Here is a 17,373-nt window from a genome sequence, read left to right as displayed (position 1 = left end):
TACAAAAAAAAGATATTTCTATTTTTTTCTTTTTATAAAGGTTGACTGATATTAACGTTTGCTGTAAGTATGCAAGGAACAGGAACTATTTTTTCTTGGGTAAGATAAGCCTCTTTACCTAATTTTCGCAACATGCGGTAATGAGAACCCAATGCATTGAAAAAGGTGCGGCTTTCGATGTACGGAAGATCAAACTCTAGCGCGGTACTTTTTACGATCTTGCCAATAGCTGGGTAATGGATATGGCAGATCTTTGGAAACAGGTGATGTTCTATCTGTCTGTTTAAGCCACCACATAAAAAGCCGGCCAGTTTACTCTCTACGGCAAAATTCGCCGTAGTCATCATTTGGTGGGCAGCCCAAGCCTCTTCAATATTCCCATCTTCATTAGGATGTGGGAAACTCGTGCCTTCTACCACATGAGCCAATTGGAATACCAGACCCAGTACCAAGCCCTGTGCAAACTGCATGGCCAAAAAGCCTATTAAAAACTGCCACCAAGGCACATCAATTACAATCAATGGTAAAATGATGAATAAAAAGTAGTATAGGAATTTGAAAAAGAACAGGTTGAAATACTCTATTTTGGGATGGTTTGCTACCTGTGATCCAATCTTGGTCTGGAAAAACTTTTTATAATCTTTTCTAAACACCCACGAGAGCATGGCCAAACTGTACAATGCAAAAGCATAAAAATGTTGGTAGCGTTGGATCTTGTTAACAGGTTCCTTTTCGCAAAAACGGATGAGGCCTGGGGCTACATCAATGTCTTCATCATGACCAGAAATATTGGTATAAGTATGGTGTACAATGTTATGGCAGATGCTCCAAACATAGGCACTGGCACCAATCAAGCTAAACAAAAAACTGAAAGACCGATTGATGATCGGCTTGTCTGAAAATGCTTTATGAATGGCATCATGGCAGATGTTAAAACCAACAAATGCACCAAAGATGCCCAGTAAAATAGCCATACCCAACATGGCCCATACACTAAAACCTCCTAATAAAATGAGGAGGTATAAGGTGATAAAAGTTCCTAAAAAGAAAAACGCTTTGAACCACATGGCGCCATTTGCATGGACACTTAAGTTTTGGTCTTCAAAATGGTCATCAACACGTTTTCGTAAAGTAGCATAAAAGGTAGATTTGTTGAGGTTTGTAAACTTGACTTTCTTTGTCATATTTGAGTTAGAGCGGTGTAGGGATGGTTTTAATATTTTAGCTAATGTAGTTTAATTAATGAGTTATTCTGTACAATTGTCATATTAATTTCATAATAAGGAATCATACCTACGAAATTAACACAGTTAAGGATGCTGAGATTTGTTTTTAGAACGCTAGAATAATTTTTAAGGTATTAAATCACTAATAATTAGTATTTTTAAAATTCAGGACCTAACAACCTTTCAATCCACTCCATGAAAAAGATCATCTATTTGTTAGCTGTAATGGCTTTCCTTTCTTCAGCTTGTAAGAAATCGGGAACGTTCCCAGAACCCAATCCTACACCTACAATCCCTACAACGCCAACCCCTACATCTTATCCTTTACCTGCTGCAGCTAAGGATGGAGTGGTTTTTATCAATGGAGGTACTTCTGCAATCGTAACTTTATATGCGCCATCAAAAACTTCGGTTTACGTAATTGGCGATTTTAGCAATTGGCAAACTTTACCTGCCAATCAGCTGAAACTGGCACCTGATAACAATACTTGGTGGGTGCAGATAGACGGCCTAAGATCCCAACACAGAATATGCCTATCAATTTATGGTTGATGGAAGTTTAAAGGTTGCCGACCCTTATTGCGAGAAGGTGTTGGATCCAATGAATGATGGTTTTATCGGTGCCTCAGTCTACCCTGGATTAAAAACATATCCTACAGGTAAAACAACAGGTATTGTAAGTGTAATGCAGGCCAACAAACCTATATATACCTGGAAGAACAACAGTTTTACCAGACCTGATAAAAACAACTTGGTAATCTATGAATTGCTGATCAGAGATTTTACCAGCGAACATACTTATGCTTCTACTTTACAAAAATTGGATTATTTGGTGAGTCTAGGATCAATGCCATCGAATTGATGCCAGTTACAGAGTTTGAAGGTAACATCAGCTGGGGCTATAACATTTCTTATGCGTTGGCTCCAGATAAATATTACGGAACTAAACTGGCCCTACAGAATTTTATAGACGAATGCCATGGAAAAGGCATAGCGGTAATCATGGACATGGTGCTGAACCATGCATTTGGACAATCGCCAATGGTGCAACTGTATTTTGATGGCAATAAACCAACGGCTAACAGCCCATGGTTTAATGTTGATGCCAAACACCCTTATAATGTAGGTTATGATTTTAACCACGAAAGCACAGCAACCAAAAACTATGTAAAAAATGTAGTGAAATATTGGATGCAGCAATATAAAATAGATGGGTTTAGGTTTGACCTATCGAAAGGGTTTACACAGAAGACATCATCGGATGATGGAAGCTTTGCTGCTTACGATGCCAGTAGGATTGCCATTTGGAAAGACTACAACAGTTATATCAAGAGTATTGACCCCAATAATTTCTACGTTATCTTGGAACATTTTGCAGATGCAAGCGAAGAAAAGGTATTGGCAGATGATGGCATGATGCTTTGGGCAAATATCAATTACAACATGAACGAAGCGACAATGGGCTGGTTGGGTGCTTCAGATTTTTCGTGGGCATTTTCTAGCAAACATGGCTTTGGCAAATCAGAAAATCTGGTGAGCTATATGGAAAGTCATGACGAAGAACGTTTGAATTTTAAAAATATAACCTACGGTAATGTAGTGGCTGGTTATTCGGTTAAAGACCTTACCACAGCTTTGAAAAGAGAAGAAATGGCAGCGGCGTTCTTGTTTGCAGTTCCAGGACCTAAGATGATTTGGCAATTTGGCGAGCTAGGCTATGATTATAGCATTGATTTTAACGGGCGTTTGGGAGAGAAGCCAATTAAATGGGATTATTTTGATGACAGTAGACGTAAAGCATTGTACAATGCCTATGCTAAATTTATCAAACTGAAAAAGAACAATGCCATTTTCGCTACCACCAATACCAGTTATAATTTGGCAGGTGGAATTAAATACATCAAGTTGGTTAATGGTTCGAATACCGTAATGGTGGTAGGTAATTTTGATGTAACCCCACAAACAGCAAATATAGATTTTGGAACAAATGGCAATTGGATTGATGCAATAAGCGGAACAAATATTAATTTAGCAACTACAAACTATAGCACCGTGTTGGCCCCTGGCGAATATCATATCTATAGTAAGCAGGCCCTAAATTGATTTGAACTATGTGCTTTAAAAAGTTTTCTTTACTTATCGTTTCATTTGTTCTTTTGGTTTCGATAGCCAAGGCTCAAGATACTACGCAAAAAGTAATTGCCAATAGAACAAATAGTATAGTACAACAGCAAAAGCCTTATGTTATTTTAATTTCTATCGATGCCTTTAGATGGGATTTGGCTGATAAATACCAAGCAAAAAACCTGCTCAAATTAAGGGAAAGTGGTGTGCAGGCCGATTATTTAAAACCTTCTTATCCTTCATTAACCTTCCCAAATCACTACACGATCGTAACGGGATTGTACCCTGCCCACCATGGTGTGGTAGATAATATTTTTTATGATAAGGCCAGAAATGTAACGTATAGAAAATCTGATAAAGCAATGGCTGTAGACAGCTCATGGTATGGTGGCAAGCCACTTTGGGTATTGGCAGAACAACAAAAGATGTTAAGTGCGATCTTTTATTGGCCAGGTTCAGAAATCTCCATGGATGGGATAAGGCCTACCTATCTATATAATTATAATGAAGCTATCCCCATAGATAGAAGGGTAGCTGTTGTTAAAGACTGGTTACAATTACCAGCAGAAAAAAGACCCCATTTTATGGCGTTGTATTTTCCGCAGGTAGACCAAGCTGCACATAAACATACGGTAGATTCTGAAGAAACAAGAGCGGCAGTACAGATTGTAGATGATGCCATTGGGAAATTGGTGGCTGCGGCAAAATCAACAGGTTTAGAGGTGAACTTTATTGTGGTGTCTGATCATGGTATGACCACAATTGATAGAGAAAATACAATTCCTCTGCCGAAAGCAATAGACTTGAACAGATTTAAAGTGCCACCAGGAAATGTATTGCTACATGTATATGCCAATGATCAGGTAGATATCAGACCTACTTATAAAGCGCTAAAGGCCGAAGCTACCACTTATGATGTTTATTTGAGCAAGCAAGTGCCAAAAGCTTGGCATTACAACAAAAAGGAAGATAAGTACAATAGGGTTGGAGATATCCTATTGGTGCCAAAACTGCCAAATGTATTTAATATCAATGGCATTAAACCAGACCCTGGTCAGCATGGTTTTGATCCAGCAATAAAAGATATGCATGCCATATTTTATGCATGGGGACCAAATTTTAAAACAGCCCTAAAAATCCCTGCATTCGAAAATGTAAATATCTATCCCTTGATCGCTAAGATTTTAGGTTTGAACTATACCAACAAAGTAGATGGCAAGGCAAAAGTTTTGGCGCCTATCTTGGCCAATCCCTAGTTAAAAGAATAATAAGTAAGATAAACCACTCAGATTTCAACGCTCAAAGTTGAGTAACAATTTCGTGTTTTTGCTAAATATGGTTTTCTATTTTTGATATTTATGGCTACAACCAAACCTAAATCAAATGAAGAAAATTTTTACCTCAACTCTTATTGCATTGAGTTTGATTACTTTTGCCCAAGCTCAACAAAGAACTCAAGGTCAAAACCCTAATGGTCAACGACCAACTGCCCCTGGTACTGCTGCACCTGCAGCGGCTGTAAAAGAAGAAGCCGCTCCCCGTGTTGCAAATACTCCATCAAGAACAATCAACCCAGAAAGTACGGTGATCACCAATCATACCGTAACCATTAGAGGCAAAGAAGTGCCATATAAAGCAACTACGGGTACACTTCCGGTATGGGACGAGGAAGGCAAGCCGATTGCAGGTTTGTTCTATACCTATTATGAACGTACCGATATCCAAAATAAAGATAAAAGACCATTGGTGATTTCGTTTAATGGTGGCCCTGGTTCGGCCTCTGTTTGGATGCACATTGCCTATACAGGCCCAGTAGTTTTGAACATTGACGATGAAGGTTACCCGATCCAACCTTATGGATACAAAGACAATAGCAGTTCTATTTTAGATATTGCTGATATTGTATACATCGATCCAGTAAACACAGGTTATTCTCGTGCAACCAGTAAAGATGTGCCAACAAGCAAATTCTTTGGTGTAAGAGCCGATATCCGTTATCTAGCAGAGTGGTTGAACACTTTTGTAACCCGTAACAACCGTTGGGCCTCGCCTAAATTTTTGATTGGCGAAAGTTATGGTACCACCCGTGTTTCTGGTTTGGCACTTGAACTGCAAAGTAACCAATGGATGTACCTGAATGGGGTGATCTTGGTTTCTCCAACAGAACTGGGCATGGAAAGAGGAACAGTATTAGATGCAGCTTTACGTTTACCATACTTTGCAGCTACAGCTTGGTACCACAAAATGTTACCAGCAGATCTACAGGGTAAAAAACTAACCGATATGTTGCCAGAAGTAGAAAACTTTACGGTAAATGAATTGATTCCTGCAATTACCAAAGGCGGATTTTTACCAATGGCCGAAAAGCAGAAGATCGCCGCAAAAATGGCCAGATTCTCTGGTCTTTCAGAAAAGGTGATCATGCAAAACAACTTGGATGTTTCTACCAATCTATTTTGGAAAGAATTGTTGCGCGATAAAGGATTTACCGTTGGAAGATTGGATTCGAGATACAAAGGTATCGATCGTTCTGATGCGGGCAATGGCCCTGATTACAATGCAGAGCTGACCTCTTGGTTGCATTCGTTTACACCTGCCATTAATATGTACCTGCGTAATGAGCTGAACTACAAAACAGACTTGAAATATAATATGTTCGGTCCAGTTAACCCATGGGACAATACAGGCGACCGTACTGGCGAAAACCTACGTGCAGCGATGGCCCAAAATCCTTACCTGCATGTTTTGGTTCAATCTGGCTATTATGATGGTGCCTGCGATTATTTCAATGCCAAATACAACATGTGGCAAATGGATCCAAGTGGCAAGTTAAAAGATAGGATGAGCTGGGAAGGTTACGAAAGTGGACACATGATGTACCTGCGTAAACCAGATCTGAAAATGGGCAACGAGCACATCAGAGACTTTATTGAAAAAGCATTGCCAAAACCTGGCGTACCTGCCAAGTTCTAAAAAAATGAATAAAATTGGAATGGTCTGCAGTTCGTTGCAGACCATTTTTTATGCTTTGATTTTGGGACGCAATTAGCTATTATTACAGTAAAATAGGGCCCGTAACAATGAAACCAATAATTATTCTAATCAGAGTAATCGCTGCCATTATACTAATTACTTTAGGCGTAAACAACATTAGCGAACCTTCAAATACTGAAGTAGCGATTGGGGTGTTTGAAGTTTTACTTGGGTTGGCGATCGTGTATCAATCTATCACCATTTTATTTAAAAAAATCTAAAATTAATGAGCTTTCAAGAAACAGACAAAAAACCTCTAATTAAACGGTTAATTAAGCACGTCGTTATATTTATCGTTTTACTTATTGTATGGGTTATTCAACCATTTACTTACGAAAATATTGATGCTGGTAATGTGGGGATAAAAATTAACTTATATGGTTCTGATAGAGGGGTGGATAACATTACCATTGTTACAGGTAGGGTTTGGTACAACAGTTGGACCACTAAAATTGTCGAATTTCCTACATATACTCAATCCGTGGATTATGATCCATTTGTAGTGACTACCAAAGATGCGGCCGAATTTAAAGTAGACCCTAAATTAAATTACCACGTTAATGCATTGATGGTACCTCAAATCTATAGACAATACCGCAAACCTTTAAATGAAATCGAACAGCAGTTTATGCGCAATACGATTTATGATGCTTATCGGATTGTTGCCAATTCGTTCAGCTCAGATTCGGTAATGTCTAATAGAGAAAAATTTGAAGATCGAATCCAAAATATTTTGACCAAAAACTTAAGTAAAGATGGTTTTATATATGATCAACTAACTTCAGCGATTACACCGCCAGAAAGTTTGCGACAAATGATAGATGAGAAAAACGCATCCATTCAGGCAAGGTTAAAAGCAGAAAACCAAGCTAAACAAGCAGATGCGGAAGCTAAAGTAAAAGTGGCAACTGCACAGGGTGAAGCTCAGGCATTATTGGTTAGGGCAAAATCAGAATCTGAAGCCAATCGTTTAAGACAAGCTTCTTTAACACCAATGTTAATACAGCAAGAGTGGATTAAAAAATGGGATGGTAAATTACCAACTACACAAGCAGGTGGAAGTACAAGCTTGATGATGCCGATAAAATGATAGATATATCTGCATTTAGTTATTTAACCAAAAGTATATTATGTTTCTTTTTTGCGATAGGATTAATTCTTTGGAACAGAAGAGATATGAAAAGATGGAAACAAGAGGGAGATGGATATTTAAGTTTTTGGCAAATGGATAGAAATTTTAAAGATTGGGTCATGATTATATTATTTATCTTCTTATCACTATTTTATCTTTCAAAATATTAATTTCCTTAATATTTTGAATATTGGATTGTGGAAACACAATCCAATAACTTTAATCAGTTTCTTAATGGATAGTTAAGACTATTTAACATCTGAATTTTTATTGCATTATGTTTCGGGATAATTCCCTATTTTTGTAACCCGCTTATGGAACAGATCAAAACATCCTTCGATTTCGAAAAGCCTTTAGCTGATTTAATGCAGCAGATTGAAAAGGTAAAGCAAGTTGCTGATAAAACAAAAGTAGACATGTCTGCAACCTTGGCAGAACTTGACGAAAAGGTAGCTACAACCAGCAAAAACCTTTATAACAACCTAACAGGTTGGCAAAAAGTTCAGATGTCTCGTCACGCAGAAAGGCCTCAAACCTTAGATTACATCAGTATGATCTGCGATGATTTCATCGAATTGCATGGCGACAGAACGGTAAAAGACGATAAAGCCATTATCGGTGGTTTTGCAACAATTGATGGGCAGACAGTAATGGTCATCGGTCACCAAAAAGGAAAAAATACCAAAGAGCGTCAGTACCGCAATTTCGGTATGGCCAATCCTGAAGGTTATAGAAAAGCATTGCGATTGATGCGTTTGGCCGAGAAATTTAACAAACCTGTAATCTCTTTTATCGATACCATGGGTGCTTATCCAGGTTTGGAGGCCGAAGAACGCGGACAAGGAGAAGCTATTGCGCGTAACTTGTTGGAAATGTCGGTATTAAGAGTGCCAATTTTATGCTTTGTGGTAGGAGAGGGCGCTTCTGGTGGTGCATTGGGCATTGGTATCGGCGACCACGTATACATGTTAGAACATACTTGGTATTCTGTAATCTCGCCAGAGTCTTGTTCTTCTATTTTATGGAGAAGTTGGGATTTTAAAGAAAAAGCTGCAGAATGTCTAAAATTGACTTCTGAAGATATGTTCAACAACAAATTAATAGATGGAGTTGTAAAAGAGCCATTGGGTGGAGCACATCAAAACCCTGAATTAATGGGCGAAACGCTTAAAAAACAGATCTTAAAAGATCTGAAAGAACTTAAAAAAGTAAATACCGATAAGTTGATCGCAACGAGGATTGAGAAATTCTGTTCGATGGGTGTGGTTAACGAAGGTTAACAATATAATGTGATATTAAAAAGCCCCAAGATTTTATCTTGGGGCTTTTTGTTTTTGGCTAGTTTTTTAGTTTGGCCTTGAACAGCTTTTCTAGTTTTTCCATCTTAGGTAGGATCACCAAACGGCAATAAGGCAATTCTCCATTTTTGATAAAATAATCTTGATGATAGTTTTCTGCCACATAAAAAGGTTCGGCCTTTGTAATTTCGGTTACAACAGGTTTGCCAAAGGCATTTGCCTTGTTCAATTCCTCTTTGTATTTGGTTGCAGTTGCTTTTTGCTCATCGGTATGGTAAAAAATAACCGAGCGGTATTGTGTGCCAACATCTGCACCTTGTCTGTTTAAAGTGGTTGGGTCATGACTTTTCCAAAAAACCTCTAAAAGCTCATCGTAGCTTATTTTGGCTGGGTCATAGGTTACTTCGATCACTTCGGCATGATTGGTTGTCCCTGTACAAACTTCTTCATAAGTTGGGTTGGGTACATCTCCACCTTCATACCCAGATTTAACACTTGAAACGCCATTTAAACGTTGAAAAAGGGCTTCGGTACACCAGAAACACCCCATTCCAAATGTGGCTTTCTGTAATTTTTGTTTTTGTGCATCAGCTTCTTGCATAGATAGGAAGATTAAGATAAGGATTGCTAATTTTTTCATTGTGGCGCATTTTACTTTAGTAAGTATACGCAAAACAAGTTATTAAAGTTTTTGAATATAAAAAAGGGATATCGTCTTGACAATCTCAATACATATCCTTAATTTGTTAATAACTTAACAATTTGTTCTTTAATTTGTTAGCTAACAAAAAATAAAGCTATTAAGGTTTATTAACATAACTTTTCTAAATTTAAATATTCATTAAAATAAAATTATATGTCTACACCGTATATCCCTTGCCTTGATCTTGGTACTTATATCAATGGTAATGAAGAACAACGTAAAAAATTTTCTGACGAATTAGGAAGAGCGTTTAATGATTCTGGTTTTGTAACCATTACCAATCATGGCGTAAGTCAGGAATTGATCGATAAACTATATGCAAACATCAAAGCCGTTTTTGCCCTACCGGTAGAAACCAAGCGCAAATATGAAAAACCAGAACTAGCTGGCCAACGTGGTTATACCAGTGCTGGTAAAGAAACGGCAAAAGGTGCCAAAACTGCCGATCTAAAGGAATTTTGGCAGATCGGTCAAGAAGTTAGCGATGGTGATCCAATCAAAAAGGAATATCCAGACAATGAGGTGTTGGAAGAAATTGAAGAGTTTAATCCAGTAACCAGAGAAATTTATCAGAAGCTGGAAGAAAATGGCAAACATTTATTGCGTGCCATTGCTACCTATTTGAGCTTACCTGTTAATTATTTCGATGCGCATGTACATAACGGAAACTCTATTTTAAGAGGATCCATTATTTTCCGATAGAAGATCCTGATGCCTTACCTGATGATGCGGTACGTGCAGGTGCGCACGAAGACATCAATCTGATCACTTTGTTGATCGGTGCAAGTGCCGATGGTCTGGAAGTGTTGACAAGAAGCAACGAATGGTTGCCGATCAAAGCCCATCATACCGACATCGTAGTAAACGTAGGCGACATGTTGCAACGTTTAACCAACAACAAGTTGAAATCTACCACCCACAGGGTAGTTAATCCACCACGCGAACTGATGAAAACTTCACGTTTCTCTGTGCCGTTTTTCTTACACCCACGTTCGGATATGGATTTGACAAGTTTGCCATCTACCATTGATGCCGAACACCCAAAAGTATATAGCGATATGACTGCTGGTGAGTACTTGGACGAACGTTTGAGAGAAATTGGTTTAAAGAAATAATTTTCTGTAATCTGCATTTTTAAACAAAAATATAAAGCGCTAATTAACCTTAGCGCTTTTTTAATATAAACCTATGCATCAAAATGATTTAGCAGTTTTCGCCAAGATCAAGGGAGTTGGATCTGCCTCGGGCTTATTTCTAGCTCAAGATCTGCTCTATATCATCGGTGACAATAGTGGTTATCTATATGCCTATCATATTGCTGATCAAAAGCTAAATAGGATACAACTCTTACCTGATCAAAGTCAGTTGGATAATATTCCTAAAAAAGATAAACCAGATTTTGAAGTACTTTGTCATCACAATGGGGTGCTTTTTATAATGAGTTCTGGTTCTGAAGCAAATCGAAATTTGATGATTGAGTACCATCTTCGAACAAAAGAGATTGTTCGACATGACTTATCAGCACTTTACCACAATATCAAACAAGCAACTTTAATCGATGATGCCAACCTGAATATTGAAGGCGCAATTTTTACTGGCGAGGAATGGTTTTTGTTTAATCGTGGGAATGGAAATTCGGCGAAGAATGGAATCATCAAGATTGTTGGGAAGCACTTGCTTAAAGCTGATAAAATGGAGTTCTTCCCTATTGTGCTACAAAAGACCAATCATTTGGTAGCGTCGTTTACCGATGCCATTTTGCGCCAAAATCAAATTTATTTTATCGCAGCGGTTGAAGATACCAACTCTACATTTAACGATGGAGAGATTTTAGGTAGTTATATGGGAAGCATAGATGCTAAAACATTGCGCCTAAACTATACTAAGAAGATTTCCGAACATCAAAAGTTTGAAGGCATTTCATTTTTTAAACAAGATGCCAATGGGATTGAATTTTTACTTTGTGAAGATAGGGATACCGAAAGTTTGGAAACGATTATCTATAGCTTAACTATTTAATAGGTCAATTAAGAATTGTCATGCTGAGCTTGGCGAAACATTTATTGATTTGGTCTTCGACAGGCTCAGACTGACATTGTATTGATTTTATATAACTAGTTAAGATTTGCAATCTCTATTCTTACTAAGAATTGTCATGCTGAGCTTGTCGAAGTATTTATCGATTTGGTCTTCGATAGGCTCAGACTGACATCTTAATGATTTTTATACCATTGGTCAAAATCTGTTATCTCAACAATATCTGATCTATTTATTCCCTTTATCTATTGCTTTGTTAATGGCATCCTGTATCCGTGGTCTGATGTTCAATTTGCCCAATTGCTCACTCACAGTAGGATGCACACGGTTGGATAAGAAGATATACACCAATCCTCTACTTGGATTCTACCCAAACCCCAATACCTGTATAACCCGTATGCCCAAAGGTCTGAGAAGAGGCCAATTCTGAAGGATACTTCTTAGTCGCATCTGGATCCCAGCGGTCAAATCCTAAGCCTCTTCTGCTTACATTAGATTGCTTGCTGGTAAATGCTTCTACTGTTTGTGGCTTAAAATATTGTTCGCCACCATAAGTGCCTTTATTCAACATCAGTTGATAATAAATGGCTAAATCGTTGGCATTGGCAAATAAACCAGCATGACCTGCAACCCCGCCTTTGAGGGCAGCGCCTTGGTCATGCACATAACCCTCTAACAAAGTTTTTCTAAAAACCTTGTCATCTTCCGTAGGTACGATTCTACTTTTATCGAAACGGTTTCTGGGTAGGTAACCAGCGGTATGCATACCCAACGGCGTATAGAAATTGTCCAAAACGTATTTGTCTAGCGGTTCTTCTGTAATCTGTTCTACAATATCCTGCATTACATACATACTTATATCGCTGTACACATAACTCCCACGGGTTTTGATGGGTGAGTTTAGCATCTTAGGCCACATAAAATCACTGAAAAAACCTTTTTTAACATAGTAATTATCTGCCACCTTTGTTGGGAAAAGCGCTGAAGAATCCCTGCTGTAATCTCCTTCCTTCACAAAGTTATGAAAAGGAATATAAGGGATAAATCCGGCTTGGTGCAACATTACCTCACGAACGTTGATTGCATTCATAGGGGTGTTGCGGGCCCTTGGGATATAGAAACCGATATTGGTATCTAGTTTTAACTTGTTCTCTTCAACCAAACGCATTACACTTGGTGTGGTTGCTGTAATCTTGGTTACAGAGGCCATGTCGAAAATATCGGTTACCTGATCAGCTACGGTATTGTCATAGGTATGGTAACCAAAGGCTTTGTTGTAGATGACCTTTCCATCTTTAGCTACCAAAACCACAATGCCTGGCGCTGCTTTACCTGCAATGGCCTCGGCCGCAATTTTATCAACTGCATTCAGCTCTTCGGTATTTACACCCGCATCTTCGGGCACGGTATATTTTAAACGGGTTACTGTTGTTTTGTAACCTGAGCCTACAGTATATTTTCCTGAATAGGTTTTGCTTAAGGTCTGTTGGGCAGCAATACCTCCAAACATGATTTGTGGCACTACCATCGCTGCTTCGTTATTTGCCTGTGGACTCCATACGATTGGTGTACTTAAATTATCAAAGGCAGCTAAACTTTTACCCTCTCCAAAAACAGCCAAGATCACTTCCTTGTGCTTTGCTACACTGCTGATGAAATTGAGATATTTTCCATTGTTGGCCATTTGGTCGGTAATGGGAATGATTACCGTACTGAAAAATTTGAGGTCGTCATCTAGGTCATTCAGCGTAGCCGAATCTTTATACTTAGCGGCGCTTAACGATTTTACATCAGCATATTTATTGAGTAAACTATCAAAAGAACTTTGATAGGTAAAGCCCAAATCAACAGAAACGAATTTTTTCTCTGCTAATTTCGTAACTGGGATAAAACCTTCTTGATTGTTGAGCAGTACTGTACTATTGGCAATGGCATTGATTGTTTTTAATCTGTTCTCGTTCTGTTTGTGGTCTTGTGCACAAGCACTTAAGGTGAAAATAAAGGCTAAAAACGTGGCAATTATACCTATCAGGTTGTTTTTTTTCATATTTATAAAGCCCTGTCTATCATTGATAGACAAGATGACGGTGTTTTTATTTTTTAATTGTAGTTGACTTGTCCACGATGCGCTCATATACTTTCTCTCCATTTAGGTATGTTTTTAACACTTTATTGTTTAGAATCTGCTCGCCAGTGGCTTTCATGATATCGTTTTCCAACATCACAAAATCAGCGAATTTCCCAACTTCGAGGCTTCCTTTTTCCTTTTCCTCAAAGTTGGCCTTGGCCGCCCAAATCGTCATTCCGCGTAAAGCTTCTTCAGGGCTCAGGGCATTTTCCATCTGAAACCCTCCTGCAGGGAAGTTTTTTGCATCTTTTCTGATCGTAGCGGCATAAAAGGTAAGCATCGGGTTGATCTGTTCAACCGGGAAATCAGTTCCTAATGGTATCCAACCATTTTGGGCCAACAATTGTTTGTAGGCATAGGCACCTTTTACTCTGTCGCTGCCTAAACGGTCTGCTGCCCAATACATATCTGAAGTAGCATGTGTAGGCTGTACAGAAGGCACAACACTGGCTTTGCCAAATAGGTTAAAGTCTTCTGGAGCCACCACTTGGGCATGTTCAATGCGCCAGCGTTTGTCATTTTTGCCACCCAATACTTCATTGTATATTTTCAGGATACTGCGGTTGGCCGAATCGCCAATGGCATGGGTACACATCTGAAAGTTATGTGAATTTATTTTTTTTGCTACTTCCTCAAAATGTTTGATGTCGCTTAACAAGAAGCCTTTTTTAGTAGGCATATCGGTATAAGGACGTAATAAACAGGCACCTCTAGAGCCCAAAGCCCCATCACCATACACTTTAAATGATCTTACATTTAGTCTGTCTGTTTTAATGGCCCCTCTTTTAAATAAATAATCGTAATTTTTTTCGGCATCAGAAAGCATTACGTATAAACGCATCTTTAAGCTCTTGTCTTTGTGTAGTTTTTCGATAAACTCAACTGCATCGTAATCTAACCCACAATCATCTATCGTAGTTAGGCCCACCTCAAAGCAATTCTTCTGGGCATCCAGCAAAATCTTTTTGGCTTTTGTCTCATCAGCAGCTGGAACTTTGTTGGCCACCAATTCTACGGCATTGTCAATTAACAGTCCGGTTAGCTTGCCATCTTTGTCTACAATATCTCCACCAGTTAGCGCAAAAGATTTGGTAATACCAGCTGCGTTTAATGCGCTTTGGTTGGCAATGGAAGCATGTCCATCAATTCTTTCCAATAATACTGGTCTGTTTGGGAACAATTGGTCCAGTTTGTCTTTATTCGGAAATTGTTTGTCGGCCCAGTCGTTTTGGTCCCACCCACGACCAGTTAACCAGCCATCAGGATGGGTTTTTGCAAACTCGGTAACCCGTGCAATTACTTCGTCCCAGCTAGTGGTGCCTCTTAAATCGGCACTTTGTAAACTCTCACCATAGCCAAAAAAGTGGGCATGTGCATCGATAAAACCAGGATAAACCGCTTTTCCATTTGCATCTACTTCTTCCGTAGCGCTATATTGCTTACGGATATCGGCTGTAGCGCCAACGGCAAGGATCTTACCATCTTTAACCACAATGGCTTCAGCAACATCAAATTTATCGTTAACGGTATAGATTTTTGCATTATAGATCATCAGATCTGCTTTAGGCTTATTACAGCTGCATAAGATCAAAAGCAATGCACATAGCGAGAGTATTTGTTTCATCTTTTAAAGATATAAAATCAGTTCACAGTTTTCAATTAACAGCTTAACAAATGAACAATTGGATAAGTAAATTTTCTGCTAAGTTAATAAATGTTCAAAGCTAAGTCATTTAGTATCAACAATGTGAAATCTGCCATAGGGATAAGGCTTATTTTCGCTAAATTAGCAACCTTACAAAGAATATAAATGTCTGATATTATACAACTTTTACCCGATAGTGTTGCCAATCAAATTGCGGCAGGAGAGGTGGTGCAGCGACCTGCATCAGCGGTAAAAGAATTACTTGAAAATGCCATAGATGCAGGAGCGGATAAGATACAACTGATCGTTAAAGATGCAGGTAAAGCCCTTATCCAGGTGATAGACAATGGTTGCGGGATGAGCATTACCGATGCAAGGATGTGTTTTGAGCGCCATGCTACTTCCAAAGTGCGCAAGGCCGAAGACCTATTTGCCATCCGCACCATGGGTTTTAGGGGCGAGGCCATGGCTTCGATTGCGGCCATTGCACAGGTAGAGATGAAAACCAAACGTCATGAAGACGAAGTGGGTACCTTGATACAGATCGAAGGGGCTTCTTTTATCAAACAAGAACCTGTGGGTACAGCTGATGGTACCAGTATTAGCATTAAAAACCTTTTTTACAATACACCGGCCCGACGTAATTTTTTAAAAAGCAATCCGGCAGAGATGCGTCACATCATCGACGAATTTCAAAGGGTAGCCTTGGCCAAACCAAATATTGCCTTTAGTCTACATCACGATGGGGTTGAGGTATATCGTTTGCCAGCATCGGCCATGAAACAAAGGATTGTGCATTTGTTTGGCAACAACTATAACGAACGCTTGATCCCAGTTGAAGAAGAAACCACCATTATCAACCTTAAGGGTTTTATCGGTAAACCAGAGTTTGCCAAAAAAACCAGAGGTGAGCAGTTTTTCTTTGTGAATGATCGTTTTATCAAAGATGCCTATCTTAACCATGCGGTAAATAAAGCTTATCAGGACTTGTTACCTGATGACAACTTTCCACTATATGTATTGTTTATCGATATTGATCCTGCAAAGATCGATGTCAATGTCCATCCTACAAAAACAGAGAATCAAATATTTGGATGAGAAATCGATTTATGCGATCATCCACTCGGCGGTAAAAGATCTTTGGGTAGGTTTAACATCAGTCCAACTATAGATTTCGACCAAGAAACTGGCTTCAGCAATATGATCAGTCATAAAGCACCCGAAGATATCGTGCCACCAAGTATTTCTTTTAATCCAGATTTTAATCCTTTTACACCAACAAAGGCACCAACTCGGGAGGGGATTACATCTAGAAATCAGAACCAACACATGGCACCAAGTAAAAATTGGGGTTCATTGTACGAGATTACCAATCACCATTTACCAGAACAGGCAACGATAGATTTGGGCAGTAGTCATCAAAAAGATGATGAATTTGAGCCCGTGCAGAAACAATTTATGCAGCTACATCATCGTTATATTGTTTCGCAGATCAAGTCTGGTATGATGGTGATCGACCAGCAGGCGGCGCACGAACGGATTTTATACGAAAGATTTTTGCTACATCTGGAAGATCGGAAAGGGGCATCGCAACAGAGTCTCTTCCCACAAACGGTAACTTTAAGCCCAAATGATTACGAATTGGCGAAGAGTTTGTTGGAAGATATCAAGAGCTTAGGTTTTGAAGTGAGGGAATTTGGGAAAAACACATTGGTAATTGAAGGGATACCTGTTGATCTGGGCAGCAGCAATATTAACGAAACACAATTATTTGAGCATTTGATCGAAGGATTTAAAAACTCGCAGCAAGAACTGAAGTTGGATAAACGTGACTCGTTGGCCAGAAGCATGGCCAGAAATAGTGCCATTAAAGCAGGAACAGCTTTGAGTCAACAAGAAATGAATACCTTGATCGAAGAACTTTTTGCCTGTAAAACACCTAACTTTAGCATTAGTGGTAGGCCAGTGATACAGACCATAGCCCTAACAGAAATTGCACAGAAATTTGATAAATAAAATTGAATGAGGTAATGAAGAGATAAACAAT

Annotated in this window: 13 protein-coding genes and 2 pseudogenes; 11 read left to right on the top strand and 4 right to left on the bottom strand. The window is 38.8% G+C overall.

The window, feature by feature from the left end; all coding sequences use genetic code 11:
* Nucleotides 1-32 precede the first annotated feature (32 nt).
* Nucleotides 33-1,184, bottom strand: coding sequence for a fatty acid desaturase family protein (locus ACFJIZ_RS13495; protein WP_379084865.1), 1,152 nt, complete (start codon nt 1,182-1,184; stop codon nt 33-35).
* Between the two features lie 237 nt (nt 1,185-1,421).
* Between ACFJIZ_RS13495 and ACFJIZ_RS13490 the strand changes: the two genes are divergently transcribed.
* From ACFJIZ_RS13490 to ACFJIZ_RS13455, 8 genes are all read left to right on the top strand, one after another.
* Nucleotides 1,422-1,778 (top strand): hypothetical protein, encoded by a 357-nt coding sequence (locus ACFJIZ_RS13490; RefSeq protein WP_379084862.1) that lies wholly within the window; start codon nt 1,422-1,424, stop codon nt 1,776-1,778.
* Complete coding sequence (locus ACFJIZ_RS13485; RefSeq protein ID WP_379084860.1) at nt 1,771-2,088, top strand: hypothetical protein; 318 nt, start codon at nt 1,771-1,773, stop codon at nt 2,086-2,088. Before ACFJIZ_RS13490 ends, ACFJIZ_RS13485 begins: the two co-directional genes overlap by 8 nt.
* Nucleotides 2,088-3,329 carry an alpha-amylase family glycosyl hydrolase gene (locus ACFJIZ_RS13480; RefSeq protein WP_379084857.1) on the top strand — a complete coding sequence of 414 codons (1,242 nt, stop codon included), beginning with the start codon at nt 2,088-2,090 and terminating at the stop codon, nt 3,327-3,329. The genes ACFJIZ_RS13485 and ACFJIZ_RS13480 overlap by 1 nt, the downstream gene beginning before the upstream one ends.
* Before the next feature lie 8 nt (nt 3,330-3,337).
* On the top strand, nt 3,338-4,606 hold the full coding sequence (locus tag ACFJIZ_RS13475; RefSeq protein WP_379084854.1) for an ectonucleotide pyrophosphatase/phosphodiesterase: 1,269 nt from the start codon (nt 3,338-3,340) through the stop codon (nt 4,604-4,606).
* A 127-nt stretch (nt 4,607-4,733) separates the two neighbouring features.
* Nucleotides 4,734-6,323, top strand: coding sequence for a S10 family peptidase (locus tag ACFJIZ_RS13470; RefSeq protein WP_379084851.1), 1,590 nt, complete (start codon nt 4,734-4,736; stop codon nt 6,321-6,323).
* Nucleotides 6,324-6,430: 107 nt separating this feature from the next.
* Nucleotides 6,431-6,604, top strand: a complete 174-nt coding sequence (locus ACFJIZ_RS13465) for a hypothetical protein (RefSeq protein WP_379084849.1) — start codon at nt 6,431-6,433, stop codon at nt 6,602-6,604.
* A 5-nt stretch (nt 6,605-6,609) separates the two neighbouring features.
* Nucleotides 6,610-7,473: an SPFH domain-containing protein gene (locus tag ACFJIZ_RS13460; RefSeq protein ID WP_379084846.1), complete on the top strand. Its 864-nt coding sequence runs from the start codon at nt 6,610-6,612 to the stop codon at nt 7,471-7,473.
* Between the two features lie 356 nt (nt 7,474-7,829).
* Nucleotides 7,830-8,795, top strand: a complete 966-nt coding sequence (locus tag ACFJIZ_RS13455) for an acetyl-CoA carboxylase carboxyltransferase subunit alpha (RefSeq protein WP_379084843.1) — start codon at nt 7,830-7,832, stop codon at nt 8,793-8,795.
* Nucleotides 8,796-8,853: 58 nt separating this feature from the next.
* On the opposite strand, the gene msrA is transcribed toward ACFJIZ_RS13455, so the two are convergent.
* On the bottom strand, nt 8,854-9,453 hold the full coding sequence (msrA, locus tag ACFJIZ_RS13450; protein WP_379084840.1) for a peptide-methionine (S)-S-oxide reductase MsrA: 600 nt from the start codon (nt 9,451-9,453) through the stop codon (nt 8,854-8,856).
* Nucleotides 9,454-9,669: 216 nt separating this feature from the next.
* Here msrA and ACFJIZ_RS13445 point away from each other — a divergent pair.
* Together ACFJIZ_RS13445 and ACFJIZ_RS13440 are read left to right on the top strand one after the other, a co-directional pair.
* Nucleotides 9,670-10,631: pseudogene (locus tag ACFJIZ_RS13445) on the top strand (isopenicillin N synthase family dioxygenase).
* Between the two features lie 73 nt (nt 10,632-10,704).
* The gene (locus ACFJIZ_RS13440; protein ID WP_379084837.1) at nt 10,705-11,535 is read left to right on the top strand and encodes a DUF6929 family protein; all 831 of its coding nucleotides are present in this window, start codon (nt 10,705-10,707) and stop codon (nt 11,533-11,535) included.
* 373 nt (nt 11,536-11,908) lie between these two features.
* Here ACFJIZ_RS13440 and ACFJIZ_RS13435 read toward each other — a convergent pair whose 3' ends face one another.
* Both ACFJIZ_RS13435 and ACFJIZ_RS13430 read right to left on the bottom strand, forming a co-directional pair.
* Complete coding sequence (locus tag ACFJIZ_RS13435; RefSeq protein WP_379084834.1) at nt 11,909-13,702, bottom strand: serine hydrolase domain-containing protein; 1,794 nt, start codon at nt 13,700-13,702, stop codon at nt 11,909-11,911.
* Nucleotides 13,647-15,305 carry an amidohydrolase gene (locus ACFJIZ_RS13430; RefSeq protein WP_379084831.1) on the bottom strand — a complete coding sequence of 553 codons (1,659 nt, stop codon included), beginning with the start codon at nt 15,303-15,305 and terminating at the stop codon, nt 13,647-13,649. The genes ACFJIZ_RS13435 and ACFJIZ_RS13430 overlap by 56 nt, the downstream gene beginning before the upstream one ends.
* 186 nt (nt 15,306-15,491) lie before the next feature.
* Between ACFJIZ_RS13430 and mutL the strand changes: the two are divergent.
* A pseudogene (mutL, locus tag ACFJIZ_RS13425) lies at nt 15,492-17,342 on the top strand (DNA mismatch repair endonuclease MutL).
* Nucleotides 17,343-17,373 lie beyond the last annotated feature (31 nt).

It is taken from the genome of Pedobacter sp. UC225_65 (assembly GCF_042698365.1).
In the GTDB taxonomy this organism is placed as follows: Bacteria; Bacteroidota; Bacteroidia; order Sphingobacteriales; family Sphingobacteriaceae; genus Pedobacter.
This window is presented reverse-complemented; position numbering and strand designations above follow the sequence as displayed.